This window comes from Lentzea indica, assembly GCF_012184385.1.
Lineage (GTDB): Bacteria > Actinomycetota > Actinomycetes > Mycobacteriales > Pseudonocardiaceae > Lentzea > Lentzea indica.
Genome location: NZ_VSRL01000025.1, coordinates 41,722 through 62,187, shown reverse-complemented (window position 1 = coordinate 62,187; position 20,466 = coordinate 41,722). Strand labels below are relative to the sequence as shown.

Genomic DNA, 20,466 nt, shown 5'->3' with positions numbered 1-20,466 from the left:
GGTCGAGCCGACGTCACGAGGTCCGGATCCCGCCGCACCACGACCTCGCGCCGAGGCTCGTCAACGCGGCGCGCGCCGCCTCCACGCTCGGTCTCGAGGCTCGCGCTGCGCCAGCCGGTGACGGCGTCGCGGATCTCGCCCAGCGCCGCGCGGGCGGTGCGCTCGATCTCCGCCGCTTCCTCTTGCACCCGTGCGGGATCCGCGGCGACCAGCTGGGCGCGGACGATGATCGCGGTCAGCGTGTGGCCGAGCAGATCGTGGAGGTCGCGGGCGATGCGCTCACGTTCCGCGAGGGTGGCGAGATGTTCGATGCGCACGTTGCGGATGCGCAGCTCGCCGGCCTCGCGTTCCCGTTCGGCCCACTCGACCTGCAGGATGCCGATCAGCCACAGGAAGATCAACGACGGGAGCAACCCCCACAGCCGGTAAGGCATCTCGACCACCGACACCACGGAGAACAGGCAGATCAGCGCGGACAGGCCGACGAACCACCGCATCGCCAGACGCCGGGACTCCGAGAGACCCGCGAACGCCGCCGCGTAGACGAAGAGCACCGCGGCGCCGGTGTTGAACGGTGTCACGAGCGCGCCGAGCACCACCGTCGGCACCGTGCAACGCCAGCGGACCAGCGACGGCCGCTGCCACGCCAGCACGTACATCGGGACGAAGGCCGCGACCACGCCGCCCACGAGCACCCAGTCCACCCAGCCCGCGGCCGGGTCGAACACCGGTGCCCACAACAGGTTCCCGAGATAGAGCAGGTGGAACCAGCGCGAGATCCCTGCGACTTTTTTCATGACCGAGCATGACGATACGACACCGCGGCCAGCGCCGCGGCCACGATCGTCGTGCCGAGCAGCACGAGCACGTGCGTGAGCACGGGAGCACCGGTCAGCTGGGCGAGCGCCAGCTGGGCCAGGTGGTAGGTGGGCAAGAACGGTGCGACGTCACCGAAGAACGCGGGCATGATCTCGAGCGGCATCCAGAGTCCGGAAAGGACGGCCGATGGGATGAGGATCGCGTTGAGCACAGCGGTAGCGGCGCCCGCCCCGGTCTGGAACCCGATCGCCAGGCTCAGCAACGCGAACGGCAACGCGCCCACCATCAGCACGGCGAGAATCCGCAGGAGCGCGGGCACCGGCGCGTCCAGCGCACCGGTGGCCGCCGCGGTCGCCGTCATCGCGAGCAGCACACCCGCCGCGTAAGGCAGCGCGGCGATCACCTTCGCCGCGAGCGTCACGCCGATCGGCACCGCGGACACCTGTTTCGCCCGCAGCCAGCCACGTTCCCGATCGGCCGCGACGCCGATGCCGGGATTCATCAGCACGACCGACACCACGCCGAACGCGCCGAACGTGGCGACCATCGTGGTGCCCGCCGACAACCCTCCGCTGCTGAACTTTCCGAACAGGGACACGAAAAGCGCGAAGAACGCCACCGGCATCACGATGGAGAAGAACAGCGCGGTGGGCTCGCGGACGATACCCCTCAGCTCGTCCGTGAGCTCGACACCGAAGACCTTCGCATTCATGCCGCACCTCTCTCGATCAAACCCGCCACTGCCTCTTCCAGCCCGGCGCCCTCGACCCGCAGATCGCTCAGACCGGGGTCCTCCGCGAGCAACACCCGCAACAACGCCTCCGGCGTACGAGTGCCCAGATGAACGTGCTCGCCGTCGTTGCGCACCGACACCACACCCGGCAACACCGCGAGCCGGTCCCTGCCCAGCGCCGTCCGCGCGATCACCGTGCGGTCCGGCAACCGAGCCACCAGTTCGTCCGGCGTCCCGCTGGCGAGCACGCGACCGTGGTTGAGCACCACCACGCGATCGGCGACGGCCGAGGACTCCTCGATGAGGTGCGTGGTGACCAGCACGCCGGTTCCCCGCGCCCGGCGTTCCACCAGCAGCTGCCAGAACCTCTTGCGGGCAGGCACGTCCAGACCCGCCGTCGGCTCGTCCAGCACCAGCAACCTCGGATCGGCGACCAGCGCCATGGCGAGCTGCAGCCGTTGTCTCTGGCCACCCGAGAGCTTCGCCGCTCGCCGCCCGGCCAAGTCGGTCAGGTCCAGCTCGGCCATGACCGGCCCGGCGGCCGACCTCGGCATCCCCGCACGCACCGCGGCGCCGGTGACCAGCTCGACCACCTTCAGCGTGTTCGGGAAACCGAGGGACTGCTGAACCACACCGAGCCGCCGGCGAGTTGACGCGAGGCGCGGGTCACCGCCGCAGACGCGAACCCGGCCCTCCTTCGCGGGCAACAGCCCGACCACCAGGTTCACCAGCGTCGTCTTGCCCGCGCCGTTCGGCCCGAGCAACGCCACACACTCCCCGGCACCGACATCGAGATCGACGCCGGCCAGGGCCGGCGTGGCGCCGTAGTTGTGCCGCGCCCCGCGTACTTCGAGCACCGTTTCCATGGTGCTCAGCCTGACCGGGTGAGGTGGTCGCCAGTAGTGAGGCGGAGTCACCAGGTGGTGATGACAAATGTCAACGCCACTGCTCCGGTCTGGGGTCAGGCCCTGGTCCACAGGTTGATGTCGCTGCTGGTCGCCACCACCAGCGTCGCCCCGGATGGGGAGAACCCGGCCGCACGCAGTTCGGAGTAGCGCGAATGGAAGATGTGCCACCAGGTCTCGCCGTGCGCCCCACCGGTGTACGGACTCCCGGTGGACAACAGCACCCGCTCGTGCGGCCAGTCCGGGCTGGCGACGTCCACCGACCAACCCGTGGTGCCGGTGTGCAGACCGCCGCCGGCCAGCCCGGCCATCGGCACGCGATGCTGCGCGATCGGCCCGATTCCCTGGCACGTCAAGTCGTTGTCGTCCGGCCAACCCGAATCAGGCTCGCTGTCGCGGGCCAGGCGCTCACCGGTGACGGTGTCGAACAACCCGAGCCCGCGTGTGGACGCCACCAACAACAGGTCGCGGCCGCTGTCGGGATCAGTGGCGAATCCAACACCGAGCAGCCCGCCGACAGCGACCACGTGGCAGTCAGCCGGACGCCACGGCTGGGGCGCCGGCACCGTCGGCGCGGCCAGAAACTTTGCCCGCAGGTCCCGTTGATGGTCGGTGAGCGAGAGATCCTCCGGCATCCCGCGAGTATGCCGGAGCCGGAACACCGAGCGCCGTTGACCTTTCGCATCGACCCATAACCCCAGCGGTGCCGTGGGCTCTGTCGCGGCACGTCAGCTTCATGACGGCGTGCGCACATGCCGGTGTCCGCTGTCCGGGAAGGCGGACGGTGCGGCCGGTAGCAGGTCGTGCAGGAGGTAGCCGCACTTCTCCGCCACACGGCAGGAGGCTCGGTTGTCCTTGGCATGCAACAAGTCCAGGCGGGTCAGGTGGACCAGGTTCTGCGTGCCCAGCGCCCATCGCGACACGGTGTCCAGGGCACGGGAGGCGATGCCTTGACCCCGGACGGCGGGCGCCGTCCAGTAGCCGACCTCTGCCACGCCTGCGGTCCCGACCTTCACCACCACGTGACCGATGGGCGCGTTGTCCTCTTCATCGGCCACCACGGCGAAACTGAACCGTGTTGCGGAGGCCCAGCCGGCTGCCTGTGCGTCCAGCCACTGCCGGGCATCGGTCTCGTCGGTCAGCGACGTGGCCAGCCAGCGGCGCAGGACCGGGTCGCGATGCGTCGTGAGCAGTGCCGGTAGGTCGTCCAACCGCCACGGGCGCAGCCGCAAGGCGACTGCCGACTCGGTCTTCGGCACGGACAGCGTGATCGTCACGGTCACATTCTGCGCTGTCGAGTCGTCGCCGGCGTCCGAGGTGATCACTGGGCGCGGGCGGGCTCGGCCTTGCACCGAGCCCGCCGTCACGCCACTGGCTAGCGTTGCAGTGTCAGCACGCCTGGCCGGTAAGGCAGTTTGCCGTACTCCATGCCGTCGGAGTTGGGGTTGCGTCCCTGGTAGAGCAACTGCATGTTGCAAGGGTCGACGGTCTTGGTCTGATCGGGATTGGTGCGGATCAGATCACCGTGGCTGATGTCGTTGGTCCAGGTGGCGCCACTGTTGGCCTTGCCGGCGAAGGGATTGCTCTGGGTGGCGGCCTGCGGCGTCCACGAGCCGTCCAGGCTGGTGGCGGTGAAGGAGCGGAAGAAGCGCCCGTTCGACCCCTGCGCCTCGACGATCATGAGGTACTGGTTCTGGTCCTTGACCTTGTAGACCTCGACCGCCTCGAACAGGTTTTCCGCCGTGTCGCTCATGATCCTCGTGTAGCTCGAGCCAAAGCTGCCTGGGAAGTTCCCGAGTGGCATGCTGGCGCGGTAGATGTTGCCGAGGTCGTCGGCGAAGAACATGTACATGTTCCTGTCGTCGGCGATGAGAGTCTGGTCGATGGGAGCCCCGACGGGGAGGGTGCCCGTGAACAGCTGCTGCTGCGCGGACCAGCTGTTGGGGTTGGTGGGGTCGCTCGAGGTGCGGTAGGAGAAGGTGTCCGGCCAGCCCCACTGGTAGGCGATCACCCAGATGTTCTTCGGGGCGAAGTAGAACAGCGTCGGCGCGACGGCACTGAAGGGCAACGTGTGCTGGGTGGCGCTGGCCATGTCGGACCAGTTCGTGAAGGGGCTGAAGCTCATCCCTCCCCAACTCTCCCCGGTGTCGTGAGAGGTGCCGTAGACCAGGTTCCGCCCGTTGTGGACGACGGCGCTGAAGTCCTTGAGCGACACCCATCCCGGCTTCGGGTTGGCCAGCGGGCCGGTCGATGACCAGCGGTACGTCGACGGCAGCGCGCATGCGCCGCTGCCCCCGTCAACCCGGACGAGCTGCCACTGCTGGTTGCTGCCGTTCAAGTCGCTCCACTGCACCACGCCGGCGCCGTCGGCGCTCGAGAAGCCCTGCACCTCGACCGCCTTGCCGCTGTTGCGGTTGACCAGCCGGACGTAGCCGCTGTCGGAGTCGGCCAGCCGGAACTGCTGGTTGGCGCCGTTGCCGTCGGCCCACTGCACGACCGCGGCACCGTCCGCTGTCGACCAGTTGAAGACGTCGAGCACCTTGCCGGAGTGCCGCGCGCGCAGCCGGTAGTAGCCGCCGCCGGAGTCCACGAACTGGAATTGCTGGTTGTTGGCGTTGGTGCGGGTCCACTGGACGAGGTTGCCGCCGTCGGCGGTCGATGCGCCGTTGATGTCGAGGGCCTTGCCGCTGTTGCGGTTCACCAGTACGTACCAGGCGCTGCTGTCCACCGTGGCGGCCGACACCGACGTGGGGGCCACCGTGAGCAGCCCGCCCACGGCCGTAGCGACTGCCGCAGCGGCCAACCCCGACCGCCACCGACGACGCCACCTCGCGGTGCGCGCAAACCCAATCGACATAGCATTTTTCCTTTCATCATTTGGGACCACCGGCATGAGGCGGGCGCATCGGCGCGGACTTCCGACGACACCCGCGCACGGGACAACGGCCCGGCAAGCAGCGTGTTAGCGCTAACATTTGCGAGCCTGATCCGGGTAGGAATATTTGGGGATTTAGGTGGTAGGTAGCCAATCAGCGGTGCGACTGAACTGGACATGTGGACTGTGAGCGATAACATCTATCGCGTCAAGATGTAACGGAGAGTTTTCCAGGAGAAGTCCCACGTGAGACGCAGGCTCTTGCCGAGGCTCGGCTTCAGCCCTTCCACTCGGCGATCGCACCCACGTCACGGACGAGGGCCTGGTTGGTTTCGTAGTTGCCTGGCTGCCAGTGCGCGTCGTGGGCGCGCAGGTCGTTCGGCGGGCAGTCGGCGGCAGGCGTCGCGGTGTAGACCGCCGGCAGCTTGAGGCAACATGACCCGAACGGGGAGGGCGAGGGCGTGGAGGTTTCATCGCCGTGGAACGCGTTCGAGGTGTGAACTCACCGGTGCCGGAGGACAGACCGCCAACGCGCCTCTCACGACGAACCGCGATCCTGTCCGGCGCCTTGGCCGCGTCGCTGGTGGCCGCCGGACTGCTGGCACACGGGCGTTCCAGCAGCCCTCACGCCGACGATCCGCTCATCGGGGAAGATCTGCCGACGGTGCCCGAGCCCGCCCCCACGAACGAGCCGGTCGAGGTCGTGTACTGCGCGGGATGGGACTCCGCCTCGCGTGCCCCGGTGTCACCGATGTCCGAGTCGGTCGCACGCGCCCAGGACGCCGCGGGCGGCCAGTACGCCGTGGTCTTGCTGGCCGGCGGAGTGGTGCGGGCAGTCGTGGAGGTGTGCGGGTCGGCGCACCACGCCGAGGTGTGGTTCATCGACGCCAACGGTCGCCGGTACCGGGGTGTCGCCTACCGGCGCTGGCCGGACGGGCGGTTGCGGCTGTTCGAGGTGCGCGGCTGGAGCTACGCCGAGCAGGACGCACCGGAGTTCGACGGCGACGAGCCGACGTTCCGGGCCCGTGTCCGCCGCGACGCAACCGCGGCGATCAAGGCGGTCTCGGTCGACACGGAGCTGTCCAACGGCGGCAAGCTCCAGACCTCGCGTGACTGGACGAACTGGCCGGAGCCGACGCGACCCCAGGAGGACATCGCCGCACCCGAGGTCGACGGCTGGCCGGTGCTCGCCGGCATGACCGGGCCCGTGACCGTCCGTTCCGGCCCCGAGGAAGTCCCCGCCACGTTCCCGTGGCGTCCGCCGCACCCGCTGCGCCCGCGCCACGTCACCGAACTCACCACCGACGGGGCGCGGTTCCGCACGCAGGACGGTCGCGCCCTGACCGTGAAGCAGATCCCCGCCGGCAAGATCCGGCTGCCCAGCGGCAAGTTGCTCGTCGGAGACCCCAGCTGGCTCGACGCCGCCTCCGCACCGCTGGCCGCGACGGCTCCATCCGGCGAGTATCCGGTGGACGTGTTCCAGGTGACGGAAAACGAGGCGCCGCAAACAACCTGGACGGTCGCGTGCCGAGTGACCGTCACGGACGCACTGGTCACGTCATGGCACTTGGCGTTGCGCGACGGCGACCACGAACTGGAACTGGGCGACGGCGAGTTCTTCGGCAACCCGGTGGACACCGCCACGCTCGCACTGGTCGATCACACCGGCGCGACGGCGTTCCCACGCACCGACATCGACGCCGCCATGACCGGCAAAGCCGCCTATCACACCCTTTCCGCCGGCCAGACCGACATGATCATCGTGCCGGGCTGGAGCGACGGCGCGTTCCCCGTGTGGCTCGGCCGCGCCGAGGACGGCTCCCTCAGCCGCTTCGTCCTCGACTTCCGGGTGCCCGAGCTGGCCACCGCCGAGCCCGGCTGATCTTGCCGGCGAACACTCATCCGAGCAGGCGCGCCGCCGGGTGGTCATCCAGCCCGTGCAGCGTGAGCGCGACCCGCACGGCACGGCGCACCAGACCAGGTACCGCCTCCACCGGCCCAGCGGCGAGGAACAGCGGCCGGCTGAAGTCCGCCAGATCCGGCTGCTCGTCCAGCTCCGGCTCGGCCGCGGGCATCAGCTCCACGTCGACCCGGCTCAGTGACGTGCCCACGAGACCACCGCCCGACCAGATCAGAGCGCCCATCCGGTCACCGATCCCGTCCGGGTCCCTGGGCAGCACCCGCACCAGCTCCGGCGCGGCGGTGTCGTCGCGCCGAATGCGGTCCAGCAGCATGGTGACGATGTTGTTGCCGAGCAACGCGGGGTGCTGCTCCCCCAGCTCGCGGACGACCCGCGCGCAAAACTCGCGCAACGCCACGTGCAGCACGGTGCGGTCGACTTCGGCGCTGCCGCCGGTGAACCGGGAGCGCACCACTGCGGCGTCGTTGCGGAACGTGAACTCGACGAGCCGTTCCACCTCGTACGCCTCGGAGTAGGAGTGGCCCTCCGCCACCGCGAGGTAGAGCCCCCTGGCGACGGAGAGGACCGGGACGGGCACCGGCCCGACCTTGAGGTCCTGCCGGCCCGCGGCGAAGCAGACCTCGCCGAGGAAGCAGTCGGAGCCGAGCACCCACTCGTCCGCCGTGGCGAGGTTGATGTGCTGCTGGTACGACTCGTACGACTCGTCGAGCCGGTAGTCGAGCATCAGCACGTCAACCTCACATCACGTCAACGGTGGTCAGCCCACCATGATGACAACCTTCCCAAGCGGTTGCTCATCCTCGTAGTACCGGAACGCCTGCACGGCATCCTCGAACGCGAACTCCCGGTCCACAACCGGGCGGAGGCGGTTGACCTCGATCGCGCGGTTCATCGCCTGGAACTGGGCCTGACTGCCGACGGCGATCGACCGGACGCTCGCACCGGTGCCGAACAGCACCCTCGGGTCGAACGCGGGCACGTCGCCGCCGACGAACCCGACGAGCGCCACCTGCCCGGACACCGCCACCGCTCGCAGCGACCGCGACAGGTCGCCGACCACGTCGACGACGCGGTCGGCGCCGCGGCCACCCGTCGACTTCCGCACCTCGGCGGGCCAGTCCGGTGTGGTGCGGTGGTTCAGCACCTCGTGAGCGCCCAGCGCCTTCAACCGTTGGGCCTTGTCGTGGGCGCTCGTGGTGGCGAGGACCTGGGCGCCGAGCAGTTCGGCGAACTGCACCGCGAACAGCGACACGCCGCCGGTGCCCAGCGTGACGACCGTGTCGCCCGCGTGGACGCCCGACAGTGCGTTCCAGGCCGTCACGGCGGCGCACGGAAGCGTCGCTGCCTCCGCGAACGACAGGTGCTGGGGCACCGGAACCAGCGCGGATTCCGGCAGGACCACCAGTTCGGCCAGCATCCCGTCCAACGACCCGCCGAGCTGGGGCAGGTGCTCGGGCCCGAACGGGCCGTCCAGCCAGCTGGGGAACAACCCGGCGATGACCCGGTCGCCGACTCGTGTCCGTTGAACACCAGGCCCCAGCGCCACCACCTCACCGGCGCCGTCCGACACCGGAACCAGGTCCGGCTTGACCGGCAGCACGTAGGTGCCGCGCAGCACGAGGAGCTCCCGGAAGCTGAGTGACACCGCCCGCACCGCCACCAGCACCTCGCCCGGTCCCGGTACCGGCGCGGGTGTCTCCCTCAGGGTCAGCCCGTCGATCCCCGCACCGCTGATCGCCCGCCAGCTACGCATCCGCGGCCTCGCGCGGCGCGCTCTTGCTGTACCCGAGCGCTTCCACGATCAGCCCGTCCCGGACCCGCATCAGGTTCACGCCACGCACGTGGTCAGGCGGGCCGGCGAACGCGGCGTTGAACCGGTTGATCACTTCACTCACATCGGTCATGAACCGATCTTGTGAGCTCCGGCGAGGCCGGACAATTCCCTGTGAGGAATGGGCACACGCCATCGCGACCGGCTGGGAAGGAACACGTGCGGACGATCGAGAACCACAGCGCTCTGGGGAGCGAGCTGCGCCGGTGGCGCGACGCACGCCGAGTCAGCCAGCTGGAGCTGGCCACGAGGGCGGGCACCACCCAACGGCATCTGAGCTTCGTGGAAACCGGCCGCTCGCTTCCCGGCCGCCCTCTCGTGCTGCGCCTCGCCGAGTCGCTGGACCTGTCGCTGCGGGAACGCAACGCGCTGCTGATCGCGGCCGGCTACGCGCCCGCGTTCGGGGAGACGAACCTTGACGATCCCCGGATGCGCCCGGTGCGCGAAGCGCTGCACCAGGTGCTCACCGGGCACATGCCCTACCCGGCGCTGGTCGCGGGCCCGCTCGGGCAGATCGTCGCCGCCAACGATGCGATCGGCGTGCTCACCGAAGGCGCCGCGCCGGAACTGCTGGCCGGCCCGATGAACATCTGGCGGCTGGCGCTGCACCCCGGCGGCATGGCCGCTCGGGTGAAGAACCTGGCCGTCTGGGGCAGGCACGTGATCGAAGGCCTGCGTGCCAGGGCTGCGCGCCACCCCGATCCGCAGCTCAGCGAGTTGATCACCGAACTGTCCGGGTACCTGCCGGACGCACCGCCGCCCGGCCTTGACTACCTGGGCTTCGCGGTCCCGTTGCAGCTGCACACACCGGCCGGCACCCTCCAGCTGCTCACGACGCTGACGTCGTTCGCCACCGCCGTCGACGTCACCCTCGCCGAGCTGCACCTGGAGGCCTGGCTGCCAGTCGACGAGACCACCGCCGAAATCCTCCGGCGCCCGGCCATGTCGTCGTGAGCGCTTGCGCGGACGTGTTGCGCGGAACCCGAAGTACCTACAATATTGAAAGATGTCGAAGCAAGAGGCAAGCTGCTGCGAGCCGCTGTCGGAGGGACCGCTCGCCGAGCAACAGGCGGCGGAGCTGTCGACGATGTTCAAGGCGCTCGGCGATCCGGTGCGCCTGCGGCTGCTGTCGATGATCGCCTCACAGCCCGACGGTGAGGTCTGCGTCTGCGAGCTCACGCCGGCGTTCGACCTGTCTCAGCCGACGATCTCGCATCACCTCAAGCTGCTGCGCCAGGCGGGTCTGGTCGACTCGGAACGCAGGGGCACGTGGGTGTACTACCGCGTGCGCCCGGAGACGACCGACCGGATGGCGGCGGTGCTGAGCAGCGTGAGCAGCGAACGGCGCGTGGTCACGGCCTGAGGGCCAGGGCGGCGGAGATCTTCGCGACCGTCGCTTTCGCGGTCGACCCCACGCCGATGAGGGTCGCGGACGCGGGACCGGTCCAGCTTCCGTACCCGAGCAGATGCAGGCGCGGTTCCTCCACGGCGGACGTGCCGTCGACGGCGACGCGTCCTTCGGTGTCGCGCAGTCGCAGCGGAGCGAGGTGACTGAGGGCGGGCCGGAATCCGGTGCACCACACCACGGCATCAGCTTCGGACAACGCCGCGGTGTCCATTTGTGTGGCGACAAGCAGACCGCTGTCGCGTGCCTCGCGCACGGGCGGCACTGCCACGATGTCCCCGAGGTCACCGACCCCGCCGCGTCGCGTGGCGATGTCGAACAGGGCTTTGCCGTCGATCTCGTCCGGCATGTACCGCGGTGGCCGGCGGGTCATCCAGGTCAGGTTGGTGTGCGGCAGCAGGTCGGCCGCGATCTGTGCGCCGGAGTTGCCGCCACCGACCACGACGACCTTCTGTCCCGCGAACTCGAGCGGGTCGTGGTAGTCGGCGGTGTGCAGTTGGCGGCCGGGCAGGTCGAGCAGCGGCCGGAACGGCCGCCACCACGTGCCGGTCGCGCTGATGACGTGTCGCGCCGACCAGGTTCCGGCGTCGGTGTGCACCAGGAGCCGGTCCTCGCCGCGGCTGACCGAGGTCACCTGAACGGGCCGATGAACGGGGACGTCGTAGCGCTTCTCGTAAGCGGCGAGGTAGTCGACGACGTGGTGTGCGGTCGGGTATCCGTCCGAAAGGGACGGCATGGGCCAGCCGGGCAGCGAGCTGTGGCGCGCGATGGAGAACAGGCGCAGGGAGTTCCACGTCTGCGGCCACGCTCCGCCCGGCAGCGGCTGTGCGTCGAGCACCACGTGGTCGACGCCCGCGCGGCGCAGGTAGTAGGCGGCGGCCAGCCCTGCCTGGCCGCCGCCGATCACCACGACGTCAGACCTGAGCACGGGCAGCCCCATGGTGCTCAACAGGTTCTCCTGGGTGCAGCGTCTGATCCGGGCTCGTCATGACGATCACCCTAGCGACCTGGATTGACAACCGTCGATACAAGAGGTGTGATCTGCATCGACGAACGCCGCGGCACTGCTGCAGCCTCCGACGTGGTGATCACGATGGGCTGTGGCGACACCTGCCCGGTGTTCCCCGGCAAGCGCTACCTCGACTGGCAGCTCGAAGACCCCGCCGGCCTGGTCGCCGAACTGCTCGGCTAACGAGGCACGCCGGCGGTCGACAACGCGGCCGCCAGCACCCCGATCGCCCCCAGCACCACGAACACCGCTGGATAACCACCCAGCCACGAGGCCATCGCACTGCCTGCCCACGGAGCGATCGCCGCGGTCAGTGTCACCGGCACGGCGAGCAGGCCGCTCAACTGTCCATAGTGGACCGCACCCCAGCGGTCCGTGATCGCCGTCGCCTGCACCAGCGTGAAGATGCCGCGTGCCACGCCGGCGAGCACCGCTCCCGCGATCAGCAGCAGAGCCGGACCTGGCACCACGCCCAGCAGCGTCGTGATCACCGCACTCGCGAGCAACACGAGCGCCGTCCGGGTGCGCACCGACGTCTTCGCGGTCAACCTCGCGTAGCCCAGCCGACCGAGGACCTGGCCCACCCCACCGAGGCCCAGGGCCACGGCGGCCGCTGATGTCGACATGCCGCGTTCGGTCAGCAGGGGCACGAGGTTGACCACGACCGCGTACACGCTGAACGCGGCCAGGCTCATCGCGACCGTGAGCACAAGGAAAGGCTTGCTGCGTGCCACGGCGGACGGGCGGTGCTCCGTCTCGTGCTCGATCGGCGGCCACGGCAGCCGCAAGCCCCACAAGTGCAGCGGAATCGTTGTGACAGCGAGGAAGCCGGCCAGCACGAGGTAGGTGGTGCGCCAGTCCAGGTAGGCGTTGAGGACAGCGGTCAGCGGCGCGAACACCGTGCTGGCCAGCCCCGCCACCAGTGTCACGGCCGTCAGCGCTGTTACGCGCTTCGGCCCGTACCAGCGGGTCAACGCGGCGAACGCGGGTGCGTAGAACACCCCGGCCATCGCGACACCGGCCAGCAGCCACGCGACCGTGAACCACGCCAACGACTGCGCGGTCGCCAGCGCTATCAGCGCCGGGACGGCGATGACCGAGCCTGCGGTCATGATGGCTCGGGGACCGTGCCGGTCGAGCAGTCTCCCGACCGGCACACCCACGAGCGCCGCCACGACCTGGCTCGCGGAGAACCCGGCCGTGATGGCGGCCAGCGACCATCCCGTGCGCGCGCTGATCGTCGGCAGCAGCACCGGGAACGCGTAGAAGAGCACACCCCAGCTGATGATCTCGGTGGTGCACAACACGATCAGGACGCGGCGCAGCCCGGCATCGATACCGGGCTGCGCCGTCGTCTCAACGTGCACTGGCCGCGAGGCCGATCGACACGTCGACCGTCTCAGGCGCACTGCAGCATCCGCCGCTGTTCTTCTGCTCCGCCGGTGCGTCGAACACGCCGGCACCACCGCACACGCCGGTCTCCGGCAGCACGAGCTCGACACGTCCGGCCGACTCGTGGTCACCGGCGATCGCGGCCACGACCGAGCGAGCCTGCTCGTAGCCGGTCAGCGACAGGAACGTCGGCGCGCGTCCGTAGCTCTTCATGCCCACCAGGTACACGTTCGGCTCCGGGTGACGCAGCTCCGCCTCACCGTGGGGGTAGACCGTGCCGCAGGAGTGGACGTTCGGGTCGATGAGTGGCGCGAGCTTCGTCGGCGCCTGCAACACCGGGTCGAGGTCGAGGCGGATCTCCGACAGCCACGACAGGTCCGGCCGGAACCCGGTCAGCACCACGATCTCGTCGATGCCCTCGACCTGGTGGCCGTCGAACGACTCCAGCGTGAGGCTGCCGTCCGCCGCCCGTTCGACGGATGCCGTGCGGAACCCCGTCACCGTCTCGATGTGACCGGCCTCGGCTGCCTTCCTCGCACGCAGCCCCAACGCACCGCGCGCCGGGAGCTGGTCCGCTTCGCCACCGCCGAAGGCGTTGCCGACCGCGCCGCGCCGGAGCAGCCACACGATCTTCGTGCCGGGTTCATGCTCGGCCAGGTCCGCCAGCGCCACCAACGCGGTCAACGCCGAGTGCCGCTGCCCGCGACCGCGATCCGCTTGCCCGCGTACCGCGCCCGTTCCACCGCGAGGTCCGGCACGCGGTAGTTGATCCGCGCGGCCGCCGCCTTCTCCCCTGCCGCGGGAAGACCGTCACCGCCCAGCGGGTTCGGCGATCCCCAGGTGCCGGAAGCGTCGACAACCGCTCGTGCCGTGATCCGCTCCTCCCCGTCCGCGGTCAGCACGTGCACGGTCACCGGCTCGTCTTCACGTCCGGCGTCGACCACCCGGTCACGGCCACGCCGCGCGACGCCCACAACCCGTGCACCGAGCCGCACCCGGTCGCCGAGGCACCGCGGCCAGCGGCCGGCAGGTACGACTCCGCCCACTCCGCGCCAGTCGGGTAGCGCCACCGTCGGGACGCACCCAGCCGGTCGGCGTCAGCAGACGCTCGGCCGCCGGGTCGACCAGCTCGCTCCATCGCGAGAACAACCGGACGTGGTTCCACTGCGACACGGCGGCACCGGCCCGGTCGCCCGCCTCCAGCACGAGCACCTGCTCGCCCCGTTCGACCAGGTGTGCCGCCGCGGACAAACCCGCAGGTCCAGCACCCACCACGACGACTGGCAACTCGCTCACGACGCACCCCTTGTATCGACACATTTCGAATCAACACCAGGGACTGTATCGACCGGGATCGATTGACGCAACCATCGATTTGCGTCGATACTTCAGCCATGACCACGACAGCGGCCTCACCGGCCGTGCTGCCCACCGACGACGCCGCAACGTACGCGGACTGGTTCGCGTGCCTCGCCGAGCCGACGCGCGTGCGGCTGCTGCACGCGGTCGCGACGGCGGGACGCTCGATGACCGTCGGTGAGCTGACCGAACTGCTCGGAATCAGCCAGTCCACCTGCTCGCACCACGTGCGCAAGCTGGCCGAGGTCGGCTTCGTGCGAGTGCACAAGGAAGGCACCGCCACGCACGTCTCAGTCAATCCGTCCTGCTGCACCGGCCTCCCACATGCGGCCGACGTCGTCATGGGCGTGCTCGCACCCCGCCCGTGCTGCCCGGACGACCTGCCGCTCGACGTCACCGTGCGCGCGATGCGCGACGACGACTGGACCGCCGTGCGCCGCATCTACGCCGAGGGCATCGCCACCGGCGATGCGACGTTCGAAACCGAAGTCCCCCAACGCAGGGCGCTCGACGCCAAGTGGCTGCGCGACCACCGCTGGATCGCCGAGGTCGATGGCGCGGTGGCGGGCTGGGCGGCGGCCGCACCGGTGTCCACACGGGACTGTTACGCCGGTGTGGCCGAGCACTCCGTCTACGTCGCCGCCGACTTCCGTGGCCGGGGAGTCGGCAAAGCCTTGCTGCACAAGCTCGTCAACGCCGCCGACGCCGCGGGCCTGTGGACGTTGCAGACCTCGATCTTCCCCGAGAACCGCGCCAGCCTTGCCCTGCACCACTCTGCGGGCTTCCGCACCCTCGGCGTCCGCGAACGCATCGCGCAGCACCACGGGGTGTGGCGCGACACCGTCTTCCTCGAACGCCGCGCGGCCGACTAGACCTCCGGATCAGCTCAGCGAGAGCTGCTCACGGTGGAAGTCGAAGTGCCGCACCGGGAACCGGTACAGGTCCGCCACCGTCATGAACTCGCGGAAGAACGGGTCCCACCGAGTCGGATACGGCATCCCTTTCGCCAGGCTGCTGTCGGTCTCGCGGTCGAGACGCCGATGCAACGCCGCGATGGTGCGATCGCACAACACCACCATCGCCCTGCGAGGCATCACGCTGCCGCCGAGCCACGAACCCGCGAAGTTGACCACGTCGAACGGCTTCGTGCCCGCGTTGAGCAGCCTCGCCCAGCCGCGGCCCGCCCACGACGGCAGCCGGGCGACGATCTTCGTCAGAGCCAGCAACGCCCGCATGATCAGGAAGCCGAGCAGCATGTGGAACAGCAGCTGCCGGTTGGTCCACCGCGTGCCGTTTGAGCGGTGTCGCAGCTCATCGTTCGTGGCGCTGTCCAGCAACGTGCGAAACGTCGCCCTCGCACGCTCGAAGTCGTCGTGAACGGCCTGCGTGTCCACAACCGCAAGTGTGCGCCGGTGGATTCAGCGGGGGAAGAAGCGCTCCATGTCGCGCGGTTTCGTCACTGCTGAGCCACGGGTAGCCTGGAAGTGTCGACGACCGGCGAGCAGCGCCGGCGCTGGCTTTTCACGACACACGATCGCCCGAGACCCCGGCGGCGCAAACGCTGTTGCCGGAGGTACGCGACGTGAGCACGACAGATTCCCGCGTTCGGGCTGCACCGCAGCCGATGCTCGCGGGTGAGAAGACCCCGTTCGAGATGTTCCTGGTCAAACTCTTCGCGCTGATTCCCGCACTGGCGCTGGCTGCCGCGGTTCCGCTCGCGTGGGGATGGGGCCTCGACTGGATCGACATCGGTCTCGCCGCGTTCTTCTACACCGCCACCAGCCTCGGCGTGACGATCGGATTCCACCGCTACTTCACCCACGGTGCTTTCAAGGCCACTCGCGCGCTGCGGATCGGGCTCGCGCTCACCGGCAGCATGGCGATGCAGGGCCCGATCATCGGCTGGGTCGCCGACCACCGCCGCCATCACGCCTACGCCGACCGCGAGGGCGATCCGCACTCCCCCTGGCTGTTCGGCACGTCGGCCGTCGCGCTGGCAAAGGGTTCTGGCACGCGCACATGGGCTGGATGTTCCGGCGCGAACTGACCAACGCCGCCCGCTTCGCGCCCGACCTGCTCGCCGACGCGGACATCCAGCGCGTCAACCGCTGGTTCCCCGCGCTGACGGCCGTCACGCTCGTCGCGCCGGCGGCGGCGGGTGGGCTGATCTCCTGGAGCTGGTGGGGCGCGGTGACCGCGTTCTTCTGGGCCGGTCTCGTGCGGGTGGCCGTGCTGCATCACGTCACGTGGTCGGTCAACTCGATCTGCCACATGATCGGCGACCGGCCGTTCGAGGCGCGTGACAAGTCCGCGAACTTCTGGCCGCTCGCGATCCTGTCGATGGGCGAGTCCTGGCACAACTCCCACCACGCCGACCCCACGTGCGCGCGCCACGGCGTTCGCCGCGGTCAGATCGACATCTCCGCGCGGCTGATCCGGGTGTTCGAGATCCTCGGCTGGGCCACCGCCGTGCGCTGGCCGCGACAGGAGCGGTTCGCGCGCAAGCTCAAGGCGGACACCTGCGGCCGAACAGTGGCCGAACCCGACGGTGGTGAGCACTAAGATCGGTGACCAACGACCGCCCCGGCCCCCGGCGGTGCCACGCACCACCAAACTCCGGTCCGGGGTGCTGCCTGTCATGATCGGGCTTTCCGATGTCGCGTGGCTGGAGGAAGACACCCGCGCGTTGCGGGAGATGGACTACCGCAGTGGCGGTGAGAGCTGTCTCGACGGTGTTCGGCTGCGGATCCGCGAAAGTCTTCCGCTGCTCACCGCGACCGCGCCTGAGCACGTGCGGCAGCGGCTGCACGTCGCCTTGGCGGATCTGCGCAATCTGGCGGGCTGGGTGTGCTTCGACGCCGGCCTGGTCAACAACGCGCACAACCACTTCTGTCACGCGCTGGTACTGGCAGGGCTTGCTCGTGCGGACGGGCTGACCGCCAACGTCTGCTACCGGCTCGGCCGCGTGTTCCTGCACCACGGACACCTCGACGAGGCGTTGCGGTACTTCGAACTCGGGCAGCTCGCGGCCTCCCGGTCCGGCGACGACCTCGCGGCCAGCATCCTGTCGGTCAACGAGGCGTGGGCGTGTGCCAAGAAGGGCGCCGAGCACGGCGCCCGCACCCTGCTCGACCGCGGTCAGGAGCAGTTCACCGCCGCGAACCGCACCGGCGTCGTGGCTGGCTGGGCGGAGTTCTTCACCGAGGCGGATCTGTCCGGACTGGCCGGCGCCGTGCACACGGACCTGGCAGGCACCGCGGGGCGGCAGTACGCGCGGAGCGCCGTTTCGTTGCTCACCACGGCGGTCAACGGGTACGGCGGGGGCATGGTCCGCAGCCGAACGCTCAGCCTGATCCTGTTGTCCACCAGCCATCTGATCGAAGGGAACGTCCAGGTCGGCGTGGACACCGGACTGCGGGCGCTGGCGGCGTCGGAAACCATGGGCTCGGCCCGCGTGCGCGATCGTTTCCGCCCGCTCGCGTCGCAGGCGCGCAACCACCCCGACCACGCCGGCGCGCGGGAGCTCGCTGAGCGGATCGACGCCGGTAACACCACACCGGCGCCGCCGGTGCCGTGAGCGATCAGGCCCAGCCTGGGCCGTGGCACCTGGAGGTGCTCACCGACGAGCAACGCGCGGTGCTGAAGCTGCGCGTCGTTCACGGTCTGTCCGCCGAGCAGACGGCACTGGTGCTGGGCTCCACTCCGGCGGCGGTGCGCCTGGTGCAGCACGAGGCACTCGAAGCGCTTCGAGCGGTGATCGCACGGGCGTGGCCCCTCCCTCCGTGAACCGCTCCACGTGGGATGCTCTTCACAACGGAAGGCGGAGCCGGTGAGCGGTGAGCGACTGGCCAAGGTGCTGGCACACCTCGCCAACGACGCGGCGGCCCGCGGCATCACGGCTTCCACCGAGGCGGCGTGCGAGGCGTCCGTCGTGCTGATCGGGGTGAGCGGCGCCCAGCTGACCCTGATGAACGGCACGGGCCGGGGCGAGTCCCGGTATTCCACGAACGAGATCGGCAGCCAGCTCGACAACCTGCGGTTCACCCTGGGCGAGGGACCGTGCGAGGACGCGGTGCGAACCGGTGTGCCGGTGCTGGTGGAAGAGCTGGACTCCTGGGAGAACCGCCAGAGGTGGCCCCTTTTCGTGCCGGCCGCCAACGCCGCCGGCGCACGAGCGGTGTTCGTGTTCCCGTTGCGCAGCGGTGCGATCCGGATCGGTGCGCTCGTGCTGCACCGGACGAGCCCGGGACCACTGACTCCCGAGCAGGTCTATGACGCACACGTCGTGGCGGACATCATCATGTCGTTGCTGCTGGACGAGTTGACGCGCCTGCACCTCGACGCCGACGTTCCTCCAGCCGACGGGGTGCCGCTCAGCCGTGCCGAGGTGCACCAGGCCACCGGGATGCTGTCCGTCCAGATGGGGGTGACCATGGACGAAGCACTGGTGCGACTGCGTGCACACGCGTTCGCTCTTGACCAGTCGGTCGTCGAGGTCTCCCGGGACATCGTCGCCCGGCGCTTGCGACTGAGTCCGGAGGGCTGGGCTGATCCCAGATGATCGCTTCTCCGTCCGGCGACCGACCAACAGAGGTGGCTCCCATGTCCATGGAGAATCTGGCGGAGACCTTCGTCGAGCTGGCCGACACCCTGGTGGCCGACTTCGACCCGGTCGAGTTCATGCACCTCCTGGCCGACCGCTGCGTCACCACGCTGCATGTGGACGCCGCCGGCATCCTGCTCGTCGACCACCACGGTGAGCTGCAGGTGGTCGCCGCCTCCAGCGACCGTGCCCGGTTGCTCGAGCTCTTCGAGCTCCAGCACCGGCAGGGCCCGTGCATGGAGTGCTATCTCACCAGCGCGCCGGTGACGGTCGCCAGCTTCACCGAAACGCCGCAACGATGGCCCGAGTTCTCCTCGGTGGCCGGGGATGCCGGGTTCGGTGCTCTGCACGCGCTGCCGATGCGGTTGCGCGAGCAGACCGTCGGTGCGCTGAACCTGTTCACCGTCGCCGAGGGAGTGCTGAGCGAGCCGACGCTCAGGGTCGCGCAGGCCATGGCGGACGTCGCCACCATCGGCCTGCTGCAGGCCCAGGTCATCAGTCATCGCGAGCTGCTCGCCGTGCAGCTGCAGAAGGCGTTGCAGAGCAGGGTGCTCATCGAACAGGCGAAGGGCGTGCTCGCCGAGCGCCTGCAGATCGACATGAGCCGGGCGTTCGAGACCCTGCGCCGGTATTCGAGGAGCCACAACGAGTACCTCAGCAAGGTGGCGGAAGATGTCATCGCCGGCACGATCGACATGTCCGCGCTGAAGGTCGTCAGTACGGCAGACCTGTCGGCACGACGCCCACAGCAGTAGCCAGGCTAATCCACTGTGGACAGACTCATGGCGTTCTCGCGGAAAGCGGCGCGCATCATGGTCTGGTGGGCGGTGGACGGGTCGGTGTCCGGCGGCACGAGGAGCAGAGTGAGGCGGCGCCGGTCAGCCGCGACGACGCTCACGGTGTGCGGCGGCCTGGACCAGAACCCGCTGAGCCGGACCCGGACACCGCCGATGGCGATCTGGCTCGGCGCGGTGTCCCACTCGGTCAGGTTGTAGCTCACCCGCGGGATCTCGCCCAGCCGAACTGCCAGCACCGCGAGCAGCGTGGGCAGTTCGGCGGCGAGGTCCCGGGAACGCGGCCACCACGCACCGTCAACATCCCCCGTGGTGAGCGCCTTCGGCCGCAACCGCAATCGCAGCGGATACCGAGGCTGCTCAGTGGCCGTGACGGCCGGTGAGGTGATGGAAAGGTGAGGGGCCGACATCATTCCGGAACTCCCGTCTCCGGCCGAAATGGGGCCGGTTCAGGTTTCGCCGAGCACGACATGAGCTTGACCGCCCAGGTACGAGATGCTCTCGACAAAATCGACACTACTCTCTTTCCACCGTGATCGGCGGGAAAGATGTCGGATATCTTCGACCGCCGGACCACCCTGTCTGCGCTGCTAGACGCCGTGTTCCGGCTGCTCGGCCGTTCGAGGGCCGAATTCTCGGCCCACCTTCAGCAGATGGCTGACGCAGGTGGCGCGAAATGGGTAAAATGTTTGATCTCGGCCACGCCGGGGCTACTCTGAGAAAAACCGCCCGGACCCTGCGGTCTCTCTGATCTCGCGAGGAGATGTCAGTGAGCACCGTCAGCGGCAACGCATGAACGCGGTTCCGGCAGATGTGTCAG

General features: G+C 69.3%; 21 protein-coding genes and 3 pseudogenes. 10 read left to right on the top strand and 14 right to left on the bottom strand.

What is annotated here, in order from left to right:
- The 6 genes from FXN61_RS09870 to FXN61_RS09845 form a co-directional block, all read right to left on the bottom strand.
- Positions 1-797 (bottom strand): sensor histidine kinase (locus FXN61_RS09870; protein ID WP_167972450.1); only part of this gene is annotated, 797 nt, incomplete at its 3' end.
- Positions 794-1,531, bottom strand: a complete 738-nt coding sequence (locus tag FXN61_RS09865) for an ABC transporter permease (RefSeq protein WP_167972448.1) — start codon at positions 1,529-1,531, stop codon at positions 794-796. The genes FXN61_RS09870 and FXN61_RS09865, both read right to left, overlap by 4 nt.
- The gene (locus tag FXN61_RS09860) at positions 1,528-2,418 is read right to left on the bottom strand and encodes an ABC transporter ATP-binding protein (protein ID WP_167972446.1); all 891 of its coding nucleotides are present in this window, start codon (positions 2,416-2,418) and stop codon (positions 1,528-1,530) included. The genes FXN61_RS09865 and FXN61_RS09860 overlap by 4 nt, the downstream gene beginning before the upstream one ends.
- A gap of 95 nt (positions 2,419-2,513) precedes the next feature.
- Positions 2,514-3,092: a hypothetical protein gene (locus FXN61_RS09855; protein ID WP_167972444.1), complete on the bottom strand. Its 579-nt coding sequence runs from the start codon at positions 3,090-3,092 to the stop codon at positions 2,514-2,516.
- Positions 3,093-3,191: 99 nt separating this feature from the next.
- Positions 3,192-3,734, bottom strand: coding sequence for a GNAT family N-acetyltransferase (locus FXN61_RS09850; RefSeq protein ID WP_223165375.1), 543 nt, complete (start codon positions 3,732-3,734; stop codon positions 3,192-3,194).
- Between the two features lie 98 nt (positions 3,735-3,832).
- On the bottom strand, positions 3,833-5,314 hold the full coding sequence (locus FXN61_RS09845) for a non-reducing end alpha-L-arabinofuranosidase family hydrolase (protein WP_167972440.1): 1,482 nt from the start codon (positions 5,312-5,314) through the stop codon (positions 3,833-3,835).
- Positions 5,315-5,840: 526 nt separating this feature from the next.
- Here FXN61_RS09845 and FXN61_RS55200 point away from each other — a divergent pair.
- Entirely contained in the window at positions 5,841-7,214 is a 1,374-nt protein-coding gene (locus FXN61_RS55200) for a DUF4241 domain-containing protein (protein WP_167972438.1), read from the top strand.
- Between the two features lie 16 nt (positions 7,215-7,230).
- On the opposite strand, the gene FXN61_RS09835 is transcribed toward FXN61_RS55200, so the two are convergent.
- Genes FXN61_RS09835 through FXN61_RS09825 form a run of 3 tightly spaced genes read right to left on the bottom strand, consistent with a single transcriptional unit; the run spans position 7,231 to position 9,157 of the window.
- Positions 7,231-7,983: a hypothetical protein gene (locus FXN61_RS09835; protein WP_167972436.1), complete on the bottom strand. Its 753-nt coding sequence runs from the start codon at positions 7,981-7,983 to the stop codon at positions 7,231-7,233.
- A 27-nt stretch (positions 7,984-8,010) separates the two neighbouring features.
- Complete coding sequence (locus FXN61_RS09830; RefSeq protein ID WP_167972434.1) at positions 8,011-9,006, bottom strand: zinc-dependent alcohol dehydrogenase family protein; 996 nt, start codon at positions 9,004-9,006, stop codon at positions 8,011-8,013.
- Positions 8,999-9,157 (bottom strand): hypothetical protein, encoded by a 159-nt coding sequence (locus FXN61_RS09825; RefSeq protein WP_223165374.1) that lies wholly within the window; start codon positions 9,155-9,157, stop codon positions 8,999-9,001. Before FXN61_RS09825 ends, FXN61_RS09830 begins: the two co-directional genes overlap by 8 nt.
- Before the next feature lie 86 nt (positions 9,158-9,243).
- On the opposite strand from FXN61_RS09825, the gene FXN61_RS09820 reads away from it, so the two are divergent.
- Together FXN61_RS09820 and FXN61_RS09815 are read left to right on the top strand one after the other, a co-directional pair.
- Positions 9,244-10,038 (top strand): helix-turn-helix domain-containing protein, encoded by a 795-nt coding sequence (locus FXN61_RS09820; protein WP_167972432.1) that lies wholly within the window; start codon positions 9,244-9,246, stop codon positions 10,036-10,038.
- 52 nt (positions 10,039-10,090) lie between these two features.
- Positions 10,091-10,447 (top strand): ArsR/SmtB family transcription factor, encoded by a 357-nt coding sequence (locus FXN61_RS09815; protein WP_167972430.1) that lies wholly within the window; start codon positions 10,091-10,093, stop codon positions 10,445-10,447.
- Here FXN61_RS09815 and FXN61_RS09810 read toward each other — a convergent pair.
- On the bottom strand, positions 10,437-11,429 hold the full coding sequence (locus FXN61_RS09810; RefSeq protein WP_167972462.1) for an ArsO family NAD(P)H-dependent flavin-containing monooxygenase: 993 nt from the start codon (positions 11,427-11,429) through the stop codon (positions 10,437-10,439). The genes FXN61_RS09815 and FXN61_RS09810 overlap by 11 nt on opposite strands.
- A gap of 132 nt (positions 11,430-11,561) precedes the next feature.
- On the opposite strand from FXN61_RS09810, the pseudogene FXN61_RS09805 reads away from it, so the two are divergent.
- A pseudogene (locus tag FXN61_RS09805) lies at positions 11,562-11,669 on the top strand (arsenate reductase ArsC); the annotation flags it as partial.
- An 8-nt stretch (positions 11,670-11,677) separates the two neighbouring features.
- Here FXN61_RS09805 and FXN61_RS09800 read toward each other — a convergent pair.
- Positions 11,678-12,865, bottom strand: a complete 1,188-nt coding sequence (locus tag FXN61_RS09800; protein ID WP_167972428.1) for an MFS transporter — start codon at positions 12,863-12,865, stop codon at positions 11,678-11,680.
- Positions 12,855-14,186: pseudogene (locus tag FXN61_RS09795) on the bottom strand (FAD-dependent oxidoreductase). The gene FXN61_RS09800 and the pseudogene FXN61_RS09795 overlap by 11 nt, the downstream one beginning before the upstream one ends.
- A gap of 98 nt (positions 14,187-14,284) precedes the next feature.
- On the opposite strand from FXN61_RS09795, the gene FXN61_RS09790 reads away from it, so the two are divergent.
- Complete coding sequence (locus tag FXN61_RS09790) at positions 14,285-15,121, top strand: helix-turn-helix domain-containing GNAT family N-acetyltransferase (protein WP_167972426.1); 837 nt, start codon at positions 14,285-14,287, stop codon at positions 15,119-15,121.
- A gap of 9 nt (positions 15,122-15,130) precedes the next feature.
- Here FXN61_RS09790 and FXN61_RS09785 read toward each other — a convergent pair whose 3' ends face one another.
- A complete protein-coding gene (locus tag FXN61_RS09785) occupies positions 15,131-15,643 on the bottom strand; it encodes a DinB family protein (protein ID WP_167972424.1) in 513 nt (170 codons plus the stop codon).
- A 230-nt stretch (positions 15,644-15,873) separates the two neighbouring features.
- Between FXN61_RS09785 and FXN61_RS09780 the strand changes: the two are divergent.
- The 5 genes and pseudogenes from FXN61_RS09780 (at position 15,874) to FXN61_RS09760 (ending at position 19,607) form a co-directional block, all read left to right on the top strand.
- Positions 15,874-16,811 (top strand): annotated as a pseudogene (locus tag FXN61_RS09780) (acyl-CoA desaturase).
- Positions 16,798-17,826: an NsdA family TPR-like regulatory protein gene (locus FXN61_RS09775; protein WP_512698743.1), complete on the top strand. Its 1,029-nt coding sequence runs from the start codon at positions 16,798-16,800 to the stop codon at positions 17,824-17,826. Before FXN61_RS09780 ends, FXN61_RS09775 begins: the two are co-directional and overlap by 14 nt.
- Positions 17,823-18,035 (top strand): sigma factor-like helix-turn-helix DNA-binding protein, encoded by a 213-nt coding sequence (locus FXN61_RS09770; RefSeq protein WP_167972420.1) that lies wholly within the window; start codon positions 17,823-17,825, stop codon positions 18,033-18,035. Before FXN61_RS09775 ends, FXN61_RS09770 begins: the two co-directional genes overlap by 4 nt.
- Before the next feature lie 43 nt (positions 18,036-18,078).
- Positions 18,079-18,810: a GAF and ANTAR domain-containing protein gene (locus tag FXN61_RS09765; RefSeq protein WP_167972418.1), complete on the top strand. Its 732-nt coding sequence runs from the start codon at positions 18,079-18,081 to the stop codon at positions 18,808-18,810.
- 41 nt (positions 18,811-18,851) lie between these two features.
- Positions 18,852-19,607, top strand: a complete 756-nt coding sequence (locus FXN61_RS09760) for a GAF and ANTAR domain-containing protein (RefSeq protein ID WP_167972416.1) — start codon at positions 18,852-18,854, stop codon at positions 19,605-19,607.
- Positions 19,608-19,612: 5 nt separating this feature from the next.
- Here FXN61_RS09760 and FXN61_RS09755 read toward each other — a convergent pair whose 3' ends face one another.
- Positions 19,613-20,059, bottom strand: coding sequence for a DUF5994 family protein (locus FXN61_RS09755; RefSeq protein WP_246291174.1), 447 nt, complete (start codon positions 20,057-20,059; stop codon positions 19,613-19,615).
- Positions 20,060-20,466 lie beyond the last annotated feature (407 nt).